Annotated in this window: 14 protein-coding genes, 1 tRNA gene and 1 pseudogene; 6 read left to right on the forward strand and 10 right to left on the reverse strand. The window is 49.7% G+C overall.

Going from position 1 to position 16,371, the window contains the following annotated elements; translation table 11 throughout:
- Positions 1-600, reverse strand: a 600-nt coding sequence (locus V6Z81_02640) for an efflux RND transporter permease subunit (GenBank protein ID MEG9861390.1), incomplete at its 3' end; no start/stop codon positions are given.
- Between the two features lie 24 nt (positions 601-624).
- Complete coding sequence (locus V6Z81_02645; protein MEG9861391.1) at positions 625-1,716, reverse strand: efflux RND transporter periplasmic adaptor subunit; 1,092 nt, start codon at positions 1,714-1,716, stop codon at positions 625-627.
- A gap of 355 nt (positions 1,717-2,071) precedes the next feature.
- Between V6Z81_02645 and V6Z81_02650 the strand changes: the two genes are divergently transcribed.
- On the forward strand, positions 2,072-3,415 hold the full coding sequence (locus V6Z81_02650; GenBank protein MEG9861392.1) for a sodium-dependent transporter: 1,344 nt from the start codon (positions 2,072-2,074) through the stop codon (positions 3,413-3,415).
- Positions 3,416-3,477: 62 nt separating this feature from the next.
- On the opposite strand, the gene V6Z81_02655 is transcribed toward V6Z81_02650, so the two are convergent.
- From V6Z81_02655 to V6Z81_02685, 7 genes are all read right to left on the reverse strand, one after another.
- Positions 3,478-4,794, reverse strand: coding sequence for a TRAP transporter large permease (locus V6Z81_02655; GenBank protein MEG9861393.1), 1,317 nt, complete (start codon positions 4,792-4,794; stop codon positions 3,478-3,480).
- Positions 4,775-5,401: a TRAP transporter small permease gene (locus tag V6Z81_02660; GenBank protein MEG9861394.1), complete on the reverse strand. Its 627-nt coding sequence runs from the start codon at positions 5,399-5,401 to the stop codon at positions 4,775-4,777. Before V6Z81_02660 ends, V6Z81_02655 begins: the two co-directional genes overlap by 20 nt.
- 56 nt (positions 5,402-5,457) lie before the next feature.
- Entirely contained in the window at positions 5,458-6,516 is a 1,059-nt protein-coding gene (locus V6Z81_02665; protein ID MEG9861395.1) for a C4-dicarboxylate TRAP transporter substrate-binding protein, read from the reverse strand.
- A 678-nt stretch (positions 6,517-7,194) separates the two neighbouring features.
- The gene (gene lnt / locus V6Z81_02670) at positions 7,195-8,868 is read right to left on the reverse strand and encodes an apolipoprotein N-acyltransferase (protein MEG9861396.1); all 1,674 of its coding nucleotides are present in this window, start codon (positions 8,866-8,868) and stop codon (positions 7,195-7,197) included.
- 243 nt (positions 8,869-9,111) lie between these two features.
- A tRNA-Gln gene (locus tag V6Z81_02675) sits at positions 9,112-9,185 on the reverse strand.
- A 47-nt stretch (positions 9,186-9,232) separates the two neighbouring features.
- The gene (locus tag V6Z81_02680; protein ID MEG9861397.1) at positions 9,233-9,658 is read right to left on the reverse strand and encodes a heterodisulfide reductase-related iron-sulfur binding cluster; all 426 of its coding nucleotides are present in this window, start codon (positions 9,656-9,658) and stop codon (positions 9,233-9,235) included.
- Positions 9,659-9,945: 287 nt separating this feature from the next.
- A complete protein-coding gene (locus V6Z81_02685; GenBank protein MEG9861398.1) occupies positions 9,946-10,101 on the reverse strand; it encodes a hypothetical protein in 156 nt (51 codons plus the stop codon).
- A 75-nt stretch (positions 10,102-10,176) separates the two neighbouring features.
- Here V6Z81_02685 and V6Z81_02690 point away from each other — a divergent pair, with 75 nt between their 5' ends.
- The 5 genes from V6Z81_02690 to V6Z81_02710 all read left to right on the forward strand — a co-directional run bounded on the left by V6Z81_02690 (position 10,177) and on the right by V6Z81_02710 (position 15,123).
- Positions 10,177-10,875 carry an RlmE family RNA methyltransferase gene (locus tag V6Z81_02690; protein MEG9861399.1) on the forward strand — a complete coding sequence of 233 codons (699 nt, stop codon included), beginning with the start codon at positions 10,177-10,179 and terminating at the stop codon, positions 10,873-10,875.
- Positions 10,876-10,954: 79 nt separating this feature from the next.
- Positions 10,955-12,499, forward strand: coding sequence for an IMP dehydrogenase (gene guaB, locus V6Z81_02695; GenBank protein MEG9861400.1), 1,545 nt, complete (start codon positions 10,955-10,957; stop codon positions 12,497-12,499).
- Between the two features lie 28 nt (positions 12,500-12,527).
- Positions 12,528-13,013 (forward strand): tetratricopeptide repeat protein, encoded by a 486-nt coding sequence (locus tag V6Z81_02700; GenBank protein MEG9861401.1) that lies wholly within the window; start codon positions 12,528-12,530, stop codon positions 13,011-13,013.
- On the forward strand, positions 13,014-14,564 hold the full coding sequence (gene guaA, locus V6Z81_02705) for a glutamine-hydrolyzing GMP synthase (protein MEG9861402.1): 1,551 nt from the start codon (positions 13,014-13,016) through the stop codon (positions 14,562-14,564).
- Positions 14,565-14,694: 130 nt separating this feature from the next.
- Entirely contained in the window at positions 14,695-15,123 is a 429-nt protein-coding gene (locus V6Z81_02710) for a hypothetical protein (GenBank protein MEG9861403.1), read from the forward strand.
- A gap of 117 nt (positions 15,124-15,240) precedes the next feature.
- Here V6Z81_02710 and V6Z81_02715 read toward each other — a convergent pair.
- Positions 15,241-16,344 (reverse strand): annotated as a pseudogene (locus V6Z81_02715) (IS3 family transposase).
- Between the last annotated feature and the right edge of the window lie 27 nt (positions 16,345-16,371).

The following is a 16,371-nucleotide window of genomic DNA, read 5'->3' on the forward strand; positions in this document are numbered from 1 at the left end:
CTGATGGGAAATGCCGTAGGAGGCCAGACGGGCGGGGTCGATCACGACCTCCAGAAGTTCGTCGCGGTGTCCCGACAGTTTAGATTCCAGCACCGAGGGTATGCTTTCAATATGATCCTTCAGCACATTGGCATACCGGAAGAGTGTGCGATCCGGAACATCCCCGGACAGGGCCACGAGCATCACCGGTTGCAGAGCGGCGTTAATCTCCATCACGATGGGCTCTTCGCTCTCTGAGGGGAGTTTGGGTTTCGCCAGATCAATTTTTTCGCGCACACCGGCGAGAGCCTCCTGTACATCAAAAGAGACATCGAACTCCAGAAGCATAATGGCGCTTCCCTGATTGGCTATGGAGGTCATGCTTTTCAGTCCCTCCAGTGAGCGCATCTCGAATTCCATCGGCTTGATGAGCAGACGCTCCGAGTCCTCCGGCGATATGCCCGGATGCAGAATAAAGACCGAGACCCAGGGGATAGGAATATCCGGGTCCGCTTCCTTAGGGATGGTAATGTAGGAGAAAACGCCCGCTATGAACAAAACCGCCATGGTCGTCAGGACGGTTCGCCTGTGAGATTGCATAAAATCAATGAGGCCGTTCATGATTGTGGTGCCTTATTTTGGTCCTTATCCCTCTTCAAGGGTAATCTGTACGTTTTGTCCTTCAACGACAAACTCCTGACCGACTGTAATGAGGGTGGCTTCTTGAGGGAGGCCGGTAATCCATACCCCCTCGTTACCGCCTGAGAGCACAGTAACAGGCGCAAAAGTTACGCGGTTATTGCCGTCAATGAGACGAACACCGACTTGTCCATTATCGTTTAATACCAGAGCAGAAGGCGATATATGATGGGCCATAACATCATGGGCGGGGATCTTGACCTCAACCGTGATGCCATCTCGCAAACCGCCATTGTCGTTGGGTATTTCCAGTTCTGTACGAAATGACCGGGTGGCCGGATCGGCAGATACAGCAATAAAACGGATATGCCCTGTGGCTTCTGTGCCATCAGGAAAATGCGCTATACCCGGCGAGTTTTGCGCAATATGACTCACTTCGTTTTCTGAAGCCATGGCTACGGCTAGTATAGGTTGGGAATCAACAATCGTTGCACAAGGCTGGCCGACCTGGACATAATCCCTGACCTCAAGGGGAAGTTCATCAACAATACCTTCAAAGGGGGCTACAATTTTGGTTTTCTCTACTTCTACCTCGTGCTGAGCTACGGCGGCTTGCGCACCATCAAAGGCTGCCTTGACTGCGGCTACTCTGTTTGGGGACATATGCCCCCGCTCCACCAAACTTACGGCTGCATTATATTCCAACTCACGTTGACGCTTTAGGGCACGGGCCTCATCAAGGCGCGCCATTCGCGCTTCAAGGTTTAGTTCACACAATAAATCACCGGCAGAGACAAAATCTCCTTTGGCAACGGGAATGGTTTTGATGGTTCCTGTGGTCTCTGAGCGCACCGATACCTTACGAATAGCCTCCGTCTGGCCCTGTAGTGTGATGGTACTGACAAAGGGTTGGGCGGTGATAATGCGCCCTTTGACGAGAAATACGTCTTTATCCCCTTTGGGGGTTGTCTGAACGTCAAACCCTTGAGGGTTAGGACTGCTGTTGGCTTTATCGTCGTCGGAGGTCATTAAGCCAGACAACAGCCAGCCCGCAGCAACGAGCGCTATGAGGGCGGCGGCAATGTAGGAACGTTTCATGAGAGAACCCTGAGTTGTAACCCTATGTACGGATTATACACATTATTAGGGATGCCCTAAGAGTAGGCGATATTCATAGTGCATACAAGATTAAACGGATAGTAGGCTAAACTCCGTCGCAGAATTGTATTTTTTATGCTTCTGGCAGATGAGGTAATATTTTAGATATTCTAGGCTCTAGTGCATTATCCTCTAAATGTTCCGCACCACGACCAATACACAAAAGAATTTACCAATGCAGTTCAAAGCCTTCAAAATCATGTGATGGTATATGGATTTAGTGTTTTATGCAAATCTGGTACTCTCCATGAGTACGGCTACCAAATTGTGAATTCAGAGATGGAGAAAGGGTCTCATGGCTATACCTATAGAGCGAGAACAATGGCAATCAAGGTTGGGCTTTATGCTGGCTGCATCGGGGTCCGCGGTAGGGCTGGGAAATATCTGGCGGTTTCCATGGCTTACGGGCGAAAATGGCGGGGGTACATTTCTTTTCACCTATTTGATTTTGATTTTTACCATAGGGTTATCAGTGCTGATGGCGGAGTTTGCTTTAGGGCGGGCTTCTCAGCGTGATGTCGTGGGGGCTTATGAGACCATAGGGAGCAAAAAATGGTCTTGGGTGGGCTATGTTTCCGTCCTGACCGGCCTCTTGATTATGTCTTTTTACTGTGTCGTCGGTGGGTGGACATTATCCTACGCCTTTCGGGCAGGAATGGGTCAACTGGCGGGTGATGATGCTGAGGTTCTTCAGACTATATTTAGCACTTTTACTGCCTCATCCTTAGAGCCGGTTTTTTGGCAGCTATTGTTTATTGTCCTGACAGTCTATGTGGTCATGCGCGGCATAAGTAGTGGTATTGAACGGTGGTCGCGGATTTTGATGCCTATATTGTTGGTGTTACTGGTAGGGCTGGCTATTTGGGTTTTGTTCTTGCCGGGCGCTTGGGAGGGTGTTAAGTACATGTTTTTGCCTGATTTTTCAAAATTCACACCAAGTATGCTCGTGACAGCCCTTTCACAAGCGCTGTTCTCGTTATCTGTTGGCATGGGAGCTATGATTACTTATGGCTCATACTTAAAGCAGCAAGAAAATTTACCTCGGGCAGCCCTTGCTGTAACAGCGTTGGATACATTTGTTGCCCTTGTGGCTGGTCTGCTTATCCTGCCGGCGGTCTTTGCTTTCGGGTACAGTCTCGATGGTGGTCCCGGCCTTGCCTTTGTAACCTTGCCCGCGATCTTTTCCGGGTTGCCTGGTGCATTGGTACTATCCACGGCATTCTTCTTGTTGCTTGCCATTGCGGCGTTGACATCAGCGGTCTCTATATTGGAGGTGGCCGTCGCGTGGGTTCATAGTCAGGTTAGTGTGTCACGCCAAAAATCGGCTTTGTTGGTTGGGGTGATTGTGACGATTATGGGTGTTCCTGTCTCACTGTCGTTCGGCATATGGCAGGATGTCACCTTGGTCGGGCTGAACTTGTTTGAACTGGCTGATGGACTGAGTGGCAAAATCATGTTGCCTGTAGGTGCTCTTGCGCTAGCTATCTTTGTGGGTTGGATCGTCTGGCCTAGGATACGCGACGAGGTTCTTCAGGGAAGTGAGGGTTCTGCCGCTACGGTCAGGGTGTGGGGTTTTATCTGTCGATATATTGCTCCACCGGCCATTGTTGTTATTTTGGTGGCAGGGCTTATTTCCTGACGGGAGTCTTGTCTCTAGAGACCTAATCTCTGTCGGGGTGTGCCTCTTGACGGGGGGAGGTGCTATCGGGTCAGGGTTTCGGGTAGCCAGGTAATCGTCTCGGGCCAGATTAAGAAGACGGTTACCGTCAGGATGTCAGCGACTACAAAGGGGAGTACACCACGGAAAACGGTTGATATGGGAATGTCTTTGCGTATACCTGCAACAACAAAGCAGTTTAATCCAATGGGTGGTGTTACCAAACAGACTTCTGCCATTTTGACGACCACAATACCAAACCAGATGGGGTCGTATCCAAGGGCTATAACAGCGGGATAAACCACGGGAAGGGTGAGCAAAAGCATGCCGATGGCATCCATAAACATGCCTAATATGACATAGCTCGCTAGGATACAGATCATAATAACCACAGGTGGGTAGGGCAGAGAAACGACCCATTCGGTAAATTGTGCAGGAATCTCTGTAAATCCTAAAAAACGCACAAAAATAAGGATGCCCCAGATGAGGGCGAATATCATAGCGGTTAGTTTGGCGCTTTCCAGCATGGCATTTTGGAAACTGTGCGCTGATGTTTTGTTGATAAGAGCTATGAGAAAGACGATGGCAGCGCCTAGGGCACCGGCCTCGGTGGGTGTTGCCCAGCCCAGATAAATGGAGGAAAAAATGATGACAACTACCGTAAGAGTAGGCAGAGCACCCGGTAGAGCACGGAAGCGTTCACGCCATGTAACGTTTGGGATTTTGGGGGCAATGGTAGGATACCATCGCACCCAAAGGAGAATGATAATTACATAAATGAGTGCCGAAATAAGACCGGGAATAAATCCGGCTAACAAAAGTTTGCCAACGGATTGTTCTACAACGATAGCGTAAATGACGAGGATAGCACTTGGAGGAATAAGGCTCGCTAGAGTTCCCCCGGCGGCGACAACACCGGCAGCTAGTTGTTTTGAATAACCTGCATTCAGCATTTCAGGGATGGCAGCACGACTGAAGACGGCGGCCGTTGCGGTAGAGGCACCCGATACGGCGGCAAATCCCGCCGTTGCAAAAACGGAAGCGATAGCCAACCCGCCTGGTAGCCAACCAAACCATTTACGGGTGGCATCAAAAAGTTTGGCTGTAATACCTGCATGAAAGGCTAAGTAGCCGATGAGAATGAACATGGGCAGGACTGACAGACTGTAGGTTACCGACTTTGAATGGGGGATGGTACCGGCAAGTCCTGCCCCTGCATCCCATCCGAGGATAATGATAAGTCCACACAAACCAACAAAACTGGCAGCGATATAAATCCGAACTCCCAGTAGAACGCAAACGATGAGACAGCCAACACCAATTAAGCCGATAAGGTTATTATCAATCTCCACGGGGGTCATAGATCTCGTCATTGGGGTTTTGGGTTTTATGCATGCCACTAAGGTTCTGCAAAGAGAGGTAGAATGGTTCAGGAGCGGGTCGTATCAGCAGGCCTATAAACCCGATCGTCATTACAAGAAGCCGCGCCCATAAAAGGGATAGTGAGATGGGGACTACAAGTTTAGAGGGCCACCAGAGATATCTGGCGTCGATGGTGACATCACCGCTTGTATAGGCACGGAGGGCATGGTCGAATCCGTAGCGGATTAAAGTAGCAATAACAAACAAGCCAATGAGTGCTCCAATGAGTTGCATCGCATAAAGCCAGCGCCCACGAAGGCGGTTGACAAGCAACGTCATACGCACGTGATCTCCGGCTCGTTCCGCATAAGAAATCGCAAAAAAAGCGAAGGGTGCCATTAGCAGTTCCACAATATCAATGTAACCAAAAATGGGAGTGTTAAAGACCTGCCGCCCCACGATTTGAGTAATGCCGATGGACATTAACAAAAAGATGCCGATGGCAGCAGCCATGGCAAATAAACGTTCAATTTTACGAACGATAGTATCTGTGCCAATATGAGCCTTAAGGAGCCTACTGCTGGCATCATTATATGAGAGGGGCATGGCGTGTCAGATAATTATAAAAGTATTGATACAGAGAAACTGCTAGGGGGATCTGGCTAGTTTCCTTCTTCGGCGGTGGCGAGGAGATCGTTTAGCAAACTACGGGCATCAAAAAAGCTATTGTTTTCAATAACCCATTCTTCCCAGATGGGTTGTCCGGCAATATCTCTAAACTGTGCAATTTGCGCGTCGGTATAGACGATGCCGGTTAGGTCCTTTTCAAAAAGAGGTAAATTTTTTGCGTCTACATTCTTGTAAGTAGCGCGTTGAATGGTATAAGCCTCTCGTTTGAGGTCGTTTAGTAAGGCCTGATATTGCGGAGGAAGGGCTTCATAAGAGTCTTTGTTAAAGACAACAGCGCACTCTGCGGTGCCGGGGCTGAGATTGACCGTATACCAATCACTTACTTCGTTTACGTTGAAAGACTTGAAACCATAAGTGAAGGGCAGAGACGCTGCATCAATAGTTCCTCTCTCAATAGATGTATATATTTCCGGTGATGGAATAGTGGTTGGGGTAGCGCCCAGTTTTTTCATAGCTTCTCCAATGCCGCCACCTGCCCGTACGCGAAGGCCTTTCCACTCTTCAAGAGAGAGAGGTGGTGCGCCACGACCCATAAACTGATAGGTTGGCAGTAGCGAGGAGATATAGGGAATGGCGTTCCAGCGTTCCATATCAGCGAGAAATGCCGGATGATCAAGTAACATCTCTCGGACTCTTTGCGAGATATCGGGGTTATCAATAGGAAGAAAGGGAAGGGTGAGGATCATCCATGCGGGGTTTTTTCCCGGGTGATAGAAGTTGCAGAAAAATGCTCCCTGAAGAGCGCCAAGGCTGATACCATCAAGATTTTCGCGGGACTTAGAGAGAGCCTCACCATAATGAATTTTAATGCGGAACTTATTATCGGTGCGTTTGGCTATTTGTTCGGCAACATGTTCCATACCGGCGCTCATGGCGCGTTTCTTGCCCCAGAAGGAGATATTCCAGTCAACGACTGGGCCTTGCACTGTCTGTGACCATACGGATGAAGAGTAACAGGTTACTGTGGCAAAAAAAATAACAGTCAAAACTGAAATACAACAACGATAAAGATCGCGGGGGATGGCATACATTTTAAAATCTTCTTTTTTGGTGATTAAGTGGCCGAGGGAAGAGGATTCAGGCTACACTAGAGTGGCGTATCCAATCGGGACAATGATACTTAGGATATTCTGGAGACGATTGCAGGCAACGAGGCTAGCAGGCTCCGGTTGGAGATTGGTCATAATCGTCTGAATCGATCCAACAGGGTGGTAGCTCTCATAGGGTTTTCACGGCGCATGCTCTGCTGCTCTCAAAACTTGGCAAGAGAGTAACTGGGGATGGAGGAAAAAGTGTAGATTTATTATGTTGCCAATAAAATTTCCGAAACTCCTACTTACCCAAATGACTGTCTGGGTTCGTTATCCTCAATGTAACATTTATCCAAACTGCAAGGATAAAAATCCTCAGCATCAGCAAGGGTAACTGTAAAAACTACTGGTCTGGAAAAAGCGAATACCATCACAGTAGCAATTGAAACTGTTCTTAGAATCCCCATTTTAGACCCCTTATTAGGTAGTGCCAAGCCAGCCCATTGCCATAATATTTTACTTTTTTACTTCTACAATGGCAAGCACAAACGATAGCGGCAATCCAAGCGTTTTGGCTTGCCGTTTCTATTGTTAGTACTTTAAATGGAATTAGTTTATTATTCCGCTGTCTCTAATTCTCCAGACAATCTGGGGTATCTCTCAACGGGTGTGCCATCCTCATTCAACCGGAACGGTTTTGCGAAACATGGTTGATTTTTTGGGTGTTTCTGGATGGATGAATTTCGAGTATCCTGCCAAAAGAAGTAACACCAACAGGCTTATGGTGAGTGCGGGGATATCTCTCCAGCGTGAGAAGAACGTCGGTGACAGGGGTGCGGGCAGGCGAATATCAAGGTTGCCGTGCCGATTGATTCCCAGCATGGCGCGGATGCGCCCAAAGGGGTCAATAAGAGCGGAGATGCCGGTGTTGGCTGTGCGGACCATAGGGAGTCCTTCCTCAATGGCGCGCATGACGGCGTGGTCAAGATGCTGCCAGGGACCCATGTACTCACCGAGCCATCCGTCATTGGAGATATTCAGGAGCCATTCGGGACGCTCACCTGCCGGAAGGATCTCACCTGAATAGATGGCCTCATAGCAGATCAGAACGCCCACATCGGGGAGGTCGCCTAGTGGAAGGACAGGCGAGGCGGTTCCCCCAGTATAGCCCCCTTGCCGTGTCAGTGCGTCAACACCAAGCCAGCGCAGCAGTTCTCCGAAAGGGATATATTCGCCCATGGGTGCGAGGTACCGCTTGTCGTAGAAGGCTTCAGAAGTACCACTATCATTGATGACCAGCAGAGAGTTGTAAGCGTACCCTTCGGTGTCGTCGGGTTTCTGCCGTCTGGAACCTGTCAGCAACCGGCCCCCTTCGGGTAGATACTTTGCGAGGCGGTCAAGTAACACCGGTTCGCGTTCCATGAAGACGGGCAGGGCTACTTCGGGCCAGATGACAATCAGCGGCGTCGGTTGTTTTGTATCGCCACCGAGTGAGAGGCTAGGAATACTGTCGGGAAAGAAACTCTGGCGCAAGAGGGAGTTTGCCATATCAACGAGTTTGTCACGGTTTGATCTGTCCTCTTGGGCAAAGTTGGGTTGTACCATACGAATGGCAAGAGAGTCTTCTGTTGGGGGAGTGATGGGCTTTATATGATACGTACCCCACACCCACGCACCGGCAGCCAGCGCTATCAAAAGGGGTGTGGCAATCCATCGTGTGAGATGTCCTGCGCGATAGGATGCGCCCCGGCCATCGGCAAGCAGAGCAGGCGTGAGCGAGAACAGGACACAAAGAAAGGTGAGTCCGTAGACCCCGACGAGGGAAGCCAGTTGCGCCCATGGCAGCACGGCGGTCAGGGTGTTGCCCAGAAGGTTCCAGGGAAGTCCGTTAAGGAGATAATGTCCGCGCGTCCAGTCGGCAAGAGTGAATAGAGACGCCAAGGCGAGAATACGTCCGGGCCCGTCTTGCCAGAAGAACAGGCGGGCGATGAGACAGGCGGCAACGAAGAAAGCGGGCCCTACAAACACTAGGAATAACAGAGGAAAAATGAAGTACCATAGTCGTTCCGGATCAATGAGGAAGGCGTTTGCGGTCCAGCCGGCACCGGCAAGGAAGAAACCTGCGCCGAAAGCCCAGGAAACGACAAGGGTGCGTAGGGCCGTTTGGCGTGGTGTGGGGGATACGCATCCGTCCAGCAGCCAGACCAGCACACACAGGCAGACAGGGAGTGCGGGCAGAAAATGAAAGGGAGCAAGCGCAAGGACACACCCAACTCCCATGAGAAAGGCCAACAGCCAGACTTGATAGCCTCGTAGGTTGCCGATGCGGCTTGCAAGCGCAGATAATGTCATATTGTGTGAGAGCAATTCATTATATTGGTGTGAAAGTAATTCCTTTCCCCTTTCCGCGTCAATATTCAAATTCGGGGAGATTAAATTTCTCTCTAAAGTCTCATTAGGGTGTTTCCGGTAAGATCCATTAGCAGGCTTGAAGTATAAAGTATAATGGCCGAATCCGGCATCAATCTTGAATTTCTTACCGGCCAAAAGAGCAGGAGTGTTGACTACAAGTGTGATTGGGGTAAAAGCCAAAACTGGCTGGGGGAGGAGGATTCGAACCTCCACTGACGAATTCAGAGTCCGCTGTCCTACCGTTAGACGATCCCCCAATATCCACCGCCGTTAGCCTATCTTATTTTTCTAACGTAGGGGAGTATCATGTGCTCTTTTCTCCTATGAGGGTTGCCGGTGCAGGGCTACCGGTTGCCCAATCCAAAAGTTCTACACTATGAACAATCGGTCTTGGAGTATGTCCGGCAATTTGAACTATACACCCAATATTACCGGTGGCAATTACATGGCTACTAGGTGCTTTTAAGGTCGCAGCCTTGCGCTTGCTCAGTTGATGAGCCAGCGTAGGTTGCAGCAGATTGTAAACACCCGCTGATCCACAACATAAGGCGCTCTCTTTAGGGTAGTGGACGTTAAATCCAGGTTTCTCTAGCCGGGTGCCGGGAATATCGCCTGCTTTTTGGCTGTGCTGTAGGGTGCATGGAACATGATATGACACTGAACAGTGTGCCGCCTTGTGATGGATGTCCATAGGGGTCAATTTTTCCGCATACTCCAGGTCAGCATTCATAAACCGCTCATAATCTTGAATGGTTGCACCACAGCCTGTTGTGTTGGTGAGGATGGCGTCCAGATCTTCGCTTTCTACCTCACGATATCATCGGTCAATGGCGTTGCGCATTAGGCGTTCTATTGGGTGCTTGCGCCCTATGTGGTGAGTTAAGAGCACCGCAACAGTTAACGCCTTGCGCTACCGGAAAGAGATGTCCCTGCCCCCGCGGGGTACAATCTTCACCCGCTACTCATGGCATAAACGTAAAATCCGTGAAATCTGCTCCATAGCTTCCGGCAACACCATCACAAGAGGCAGTTGGCGGTTAAGCCATCAGATTCAAAAACGCGCAAACCTTCGTCATCCTGTACGATGCAGTCATCCGGCACAATGTTGTGCAGAGCAGTAATGAGTGCATGGCGTTGCTTCAGGATGGCTGGGTCGGGTAGGGGTAGTTTCATAGGCGCAAGATAGCGCTTGTAGGGTATTCGTCAAAGTGTTGGTTTTATCTGGAGACTATTGGCTATAATAAAGTCATGGCGCATCGTACTCATGGTCGGGGTGGACGCCCTTTGTCAACGCGGGTGCGTACGGCACGAGGGCGGAGCCTCTCTTCTACTCGTTGGCTGCAAAGACAGTTAAACGATCCTTATGTTGAGGCTGCACGGCGGGAGGGATACCGCAGTCGTGCGGCTTGGAAATTACTGGAGATGGATAATCGCCACCATTTTCTTAAGCCTGGCGGACGGGTGGTGGATTTAGGGGCAGCTCCCGGGGGGTGGTGTCAGGTGGCTGCTCGGCGTGTGCGGGCCGTGGAGGGTATGGGAAAAGTTATTGGGGTTGATTTGTTGCCCATAGACTCCATTGCAGGCTGCTTATTAGCTCAGATTGATTTTCTGGAGCCTGAATCGGAAGAAATCATTCGGGAGATGGCGGATGGTCCCGTAGATGTGGTGCTCTCTGATATGGCTGCCTCGGCTACTGGTCACCGCCCGACAGACCGTATACGCGTTATGGCGTTGGCAGAGGCCGCCGCTGATTTTGCTGGAATGATTCTGGCACTAAACGGGGCGTTTTGCGCAAAAGTGTTACAGGGGGGTGCCGAAAGTCATCTTTTAAGAACCCTCAAACGGGAGTTTACAAAGGTTTCTCACGTAAAACCCCGGGCTAGCCGCCCTGAATCCACCGAGCTCTATGTGCTGGCGCAGGGGTTCAGGGGAAAGCGGGTGTCATAGTACCTTCCCATTAGGAGCAAGCCGTGGTATAAACTACCGTCAACCGATGCATTTCATCCTCAGGAGGTTGACCCTTTCTATGACACGCGATCCTATCGCCTCTTATGTGCCTAATAATGGCACGGTGGCCGCTGTTGATACGCCCAACAACGGAGGCGCAATACGTGAAGCCCTGACGTTTGACGATGTTATCTTAGAGCCTGCAGCTTCCAGCGTGTTGCCCGGTGAGGTGAATGTTCAGGGACGCCTCACGCGAGAACTCAGTGTCAATATTCCTCTTATCTCGGCGGCCATGGATACGGTAACCGAAGCGCCTCTTGCTATCGCTATGGCCCAGGCTGGAGGGTTAGGGGTATTGCACCGGAATATGTCACCGGGGCAACAGGCGGAGCAAGTGCGGCGTGTGAAAAAGTTTGAAGGCGGTATGGTCGTAGACCCTGTCACCATTGGTCCCAATGCTACCCTCTCGGATGCCTTAACCCTGATGGAGAATTATAATATATCCGGTATTCCTGTGGTAGAGGACGGCACGGGGAAATTACTCGGCATTTTGACCAATCGGGACGTGCGTTTTGCTAACAATGCTGATGAGCCGGTAGCACAACTTATGACGCGTGAAAACCTGGTAACGGTGCGTGAAGGTGTAGCCGAGGAAGAAGCCAGACGGTTATTACATAAAAATCGTATTGAAAAACTATTAGTGGTAGATGAAACCTATCGTTGCATTGGCCTGATTACGGTTACAGATATGGAAAAGGCAAAACTTTATCCAAACGCTTGCAAAGATGGTCAGGGTCACCTTCGGGTAGCAGCGGCCACAACGGTTGGGGATGAAGGATTTGAGCGCACTGAAATGCTAATAGCGGCGGGCGTTGATGTGATTGTAGTAGATACCGCTCATGGTCATTCTGCGCGGGTGTGTGAGGCTGTAACGCGTGTCAAGAAATTATCCAACAAAACTCAGGTGATGGCGGGCAATGTTGCTACAGCAGGAGGCGCACAAGCTTTGATTGATGCCGGCGCAGATGCCATTAAAGTTGGCATTGGCCCGGGGTCTATCTGCACCACTCGGGTGGTGGCTGGAGTCGGCGTACCGCAACTCACCGCCATTATGGATAGTGTTGAGGTGGCCCACAAAACCAACACGCCTGTTATCGCTGATGGAGGTATAAAATATTCCGGCGATCTTGCTAAAGCGCTGGCTGCAGGTGCTGACTGTGCCATGATAGGCTCTTTGCTTGCGGGCACGGATGAAAGTCCGGGGGATGTTTTGCTTTATCAGGGACGCAGCTATAAAGCCTATCGGGGCATGGGGTCGCTGGGTGCTATGGCGCGTGGTTCGGCTGATCGCTACTTTCAAGAAGATGTTGATGATAATCTTAAACTGGTGCCGGAAGGTATTGAGGGACGTGTTCCCTATAAAGGTCCGGTGAGTGCGGTTTTGCATCAGTTGGTCGGTGGGCTTCGGGCCGCTATGGGCTATACAGGAAGTTCAACGCTGGCAGATTTTTGCAAACGTTCCGTTTTTATCAGGGTATCACCGGCTGCCTTGCGGGAGGGTCATGTCCACGATGTTAGTATTACGCGGGAATCCCCCAATTACCATGGGCCGGAGCACTTTTAGAATTATGACTGAAAGATTTGTTAAAAGTGTGAAAAGCATACCATCCCTTGTTTATCTGGGTGTTGCGCTGATTGTGGCAGACGTGGGTGGCGGAAACGTTTGGGCTAATGCTTTGTCTGACTCTCTTTTATCTCAAGGCCGTGCGGCATTAGAGAGCAAAAACTTTGACACTGCTAACTTTCTTATGGAACAAGCTATCGTAGCAGATCCCTCTAACGCTTCGGCCTATCTATGGTTGGGGCGGCTTAGTCAGGAACAGGAAGATATACCACGTGCTCGTAAATATTACGACACAAGTTTGGGCATTGACCCGATCTCTCAGGATGCTTTGCTGTGGGGAGGGGAGATGGATTTAGCCGACGATGCTTCTGAAGAGGCAGAGGAAAAACTAAAGCGCTTGCAGGTTCTGTGTGGTGAGTGTTCTGCTTATCAGGCTTTGAATGATATGATTGTGGCTTATAGCATTGAGGAGGCTGCTAAGGCGGGCGAAGATATCAGTCCGGATAAGGAATAAATGTCAGGCGAGAGTATTCTGGTTGTTGATTTTGGGGGACAAACGACTCAACTTATCGCTCGGCGGGTGCGTGAAAGCGGCGTATATTGTGAAGTAGCACCGTTTAATCAGGCGGCGGATAAAATGGCAACTCTCCGGCCTCGTGCGATTATTCTGTCAGGGGGACCAGCCAGTGTGATAGGGCAGGATGCCCCACAAATCCCGGATGAGATCCTCAATGCTAATGTTCCTGTGCTTGGCATTTGTTATGGCCAACAAGCCTTGTGTGCTCAATTGGGGGGTCAGGTTGAAATCGCCAGCAATCATGAGTTTGGACAGGCTAGTTTGCAGATTGTCGAGGGTAGTGCGTTGTTTGATGGATTATTCTCTCAGGGAGATAGTGCCTCCGTCTGGATGAGCCATGGAGACAGAATTGTAAAAACCCCACCCGGCTTTCGCAGTATTGGCGTGAGTGATAATGCGCCGTTTGCTGTTATTGCGGATGAGGCACGGCATATCTATGGTGTGCAGTTTCATCCTGAGGTGGTTCATACTCCTTGCGGAGCACAGTTGCTACATAACTTTGCCTATGGCATAGCGGGTTGTACCGGAATGTGGAACATGGCTGCCTTCCGGGAGGAGGCGATTACCAAAATACGCAATCAGGTGGGGACCGCACGTGTTTTGTGTGGTCTTTCGGGGGGGGTGGATTCATCGGTGACGGCGGTACTGCTTCATGAGGCTTTGGGGGATCAACTGATATGCGTGTTTGTAGATACCGGCTTGATGCGCGCCGGAGAAGCGGAGGAGGTCGTAAGATTATTTCAGGATCATTACAACATTCCTCTTGTTCATGTTCAGGCGGAGGATATATTTCTTGAGAGGCTCAGTGATATCGCGGATCCTGAGCAAAAACGCAAAATTATTGGCGCAGCCTTTATTGATGTTTTTGAAGAAGAGGCTTGCCGTGCCGGTGGTGCCGATTTTCTCGCCCAAGGTACGCTTTATCCTGACGTCATTGAAAGCGTCTCCTTCACAGGGGCCCCAAGCGTTACCATCAAAAGCCATCATAATGTTGGCGGCTTGCCTGAACGTATGAACATGAAATTGGTTGAGCCTTTGCGTGATCTGTTCAAAGACGAAGTGCGGGCGTTGGGTCGTGAATTAGGGTTGCCGGATAGTTTTGTAGGGCGACATCCCTTTCCTGGACCCGGTCTTTGTATTCGCATTCCGGGAGAGATTACACATGAAAAACTGGATATTTTGCGTAAGGCGGATGCCATGTATCTTGATGAAATCCGCATGGCAGGTCTTTATGATGAAATCTGGCAGGCGTTTGCGGTGTTACTTCCGGTGCGCACCGTGGGCGTTATGGGAGACAGCCGCACCTATCACTATGTATGCGCTTTAAGGGCGGTGACAGCCGTTGATGGAATGACAGCGGAGAGTTATCCTTTCTCGCATGATTTTTTAACAAAAGTAGCCACGCGTATTGTCAATGAAGTGAGGGGCATCAATCGTGTTGTATATGACGTCACCTCAAAACCCCCAAGCACTATTGAGTGGGAATAATGCTAAATCTTTGTACGTATGAGAAACCAAGTAGCTATGAAGAAAAAGGATACAGGAAAAAGCTTGTTCCAAAAGCTACTGCTTTGTTAGACCTTGTAAAAGGTATGCAAAAAATTACCATATTTTTAATATGGGTTCAAAAGAAGATATTAGAATTAATAAGAGTTTTATTGAAACCGAAGTTGGAGCAGGGGTATGGTACCTCAATAAATCCACAAAATTTGTGTGGACTGGAAAAATATCAAAAGAAGCTTTTTTTGGATTACAAAAAGATTTAAAAGCTAAATTATCTGAAGAACATTTTTACCCAAGAAAGATATCAGCGATAGAAGCTCTTCAAACTGATTGGAATCGTTTTGATAATCCTATAGATGAATTTATCGATCGTTATTTGAATAAATATGGAAGATTTCATTATGTAACAAAAGAAGAAAATAAAAGAGTTTCTATCCATCAGAGAGTAGAAAATTTTATAAGGCCTGAAGTAGCTTATCAAAAAGCTGGTATAAAATTAATTGATTGGACAATAGCTAAAGAAGAAATATTTGATACCACTTAACCACAGAAGAATTATTGATCTGCCCCCATCAATCGGTCCAGTTTGAAAGGTAATTTATTGGCGGTCTGCAGTGCTACCCTTCTTTGGACCACCGGAGATTAGGATTTCCGGTTTCTATCAGGGTGACGCGCCGGATGCGTCACCTGATACCACGAGTGTGATCGGGGGTTTGTTACCAATCGCACTATGGGGTGGTTCTTCATTATAGTACTTACGCCATTCCTCTACCTTTTGGCAAGCGTCTTCAAGCGATAAGAACCAATGTGTGTTCAAACACTCGCTCCTGAACCTGGAGTTGAAGGCTTCAATATAGGCATTATCCGTCGGCTTTCCGGGACGCGAGAAGTCAAGGACCACATCATTCTGATAGGCCCGGAGATCAAGATCCCTTGAGATGAATTCGCTGCCGTTATCAACACGGATCGTCTTAGGGTAACCCACCTTCCGGCAGGTCTCATCAAGCGTTCTGACCACGTCCTCACCCTTGTATCTATAGCGCGGGTCAATCACAGGCGAGAACCGGGAGAAAGTATCCACAACGGTCAGTATGCGTAGCTTACGGCCTGTGGCCAGTTGATCATGGACAAAGTCCATCGCTCAGGACCTGGTTGGTATGGGTCGGGTCGGCGCGGTCTTCACGAAGCTTCGCCTTAACACGACGTTTGGGTGTTTTATTCCTTAATTGAAGCCCCATCTCATTATAAAGCCTGTGTACCTTCTTCACATTCACCTTCCAGCCTTCCTGACGGAGAACACAGTGTACCCGCCGGTAACCGTAGCGAACCCGGATCTCACAGATCTCCTTGATGCGTTTTTTGAGCGAGGCCGGGTCAGCTCTACGGGATACATAGTGATGGGTTGAGCGGCAGAACCGGAAGACACGGCACGCACGACGTGCCGACACCTGCCAGTCGCTACATACATCCCTGACGATAGCCCGTCGCTGAGCCGGCCCTAGAACTTTCGTTTGACGACATCCTGAAGCATTTCACGGTCAAGCGTCAGATCGGCAACAATCTTCTTCAGTTTGCTGTTTTCCTCCTCCAGCGCACGAAGCCGCTTCATTTCCGAGGGCATCAGACCGGCGTATTTCTTCTTCCAGTTGTAGTAGGTGGCCTCCGAAATCCCTGCCTTGCGGCAAAGCTCCGCAACCGGCACGCCCAGTTCGCCCTGTTTGATGAGGAACGCCTTCTGGGCGTCCGTAAATCGAGATCCTTTCATCGGTCTTCCTTCTCCTTCCGGCTAGGA

The organism is Parvularculales bacterium, assembly GCA_036881865.1.
Lineage (GTDB): Bacteria > Pseudomonadota > Alphaproteobacteria > JAPOUT01 > JBAJNM01 > JBAJNM01.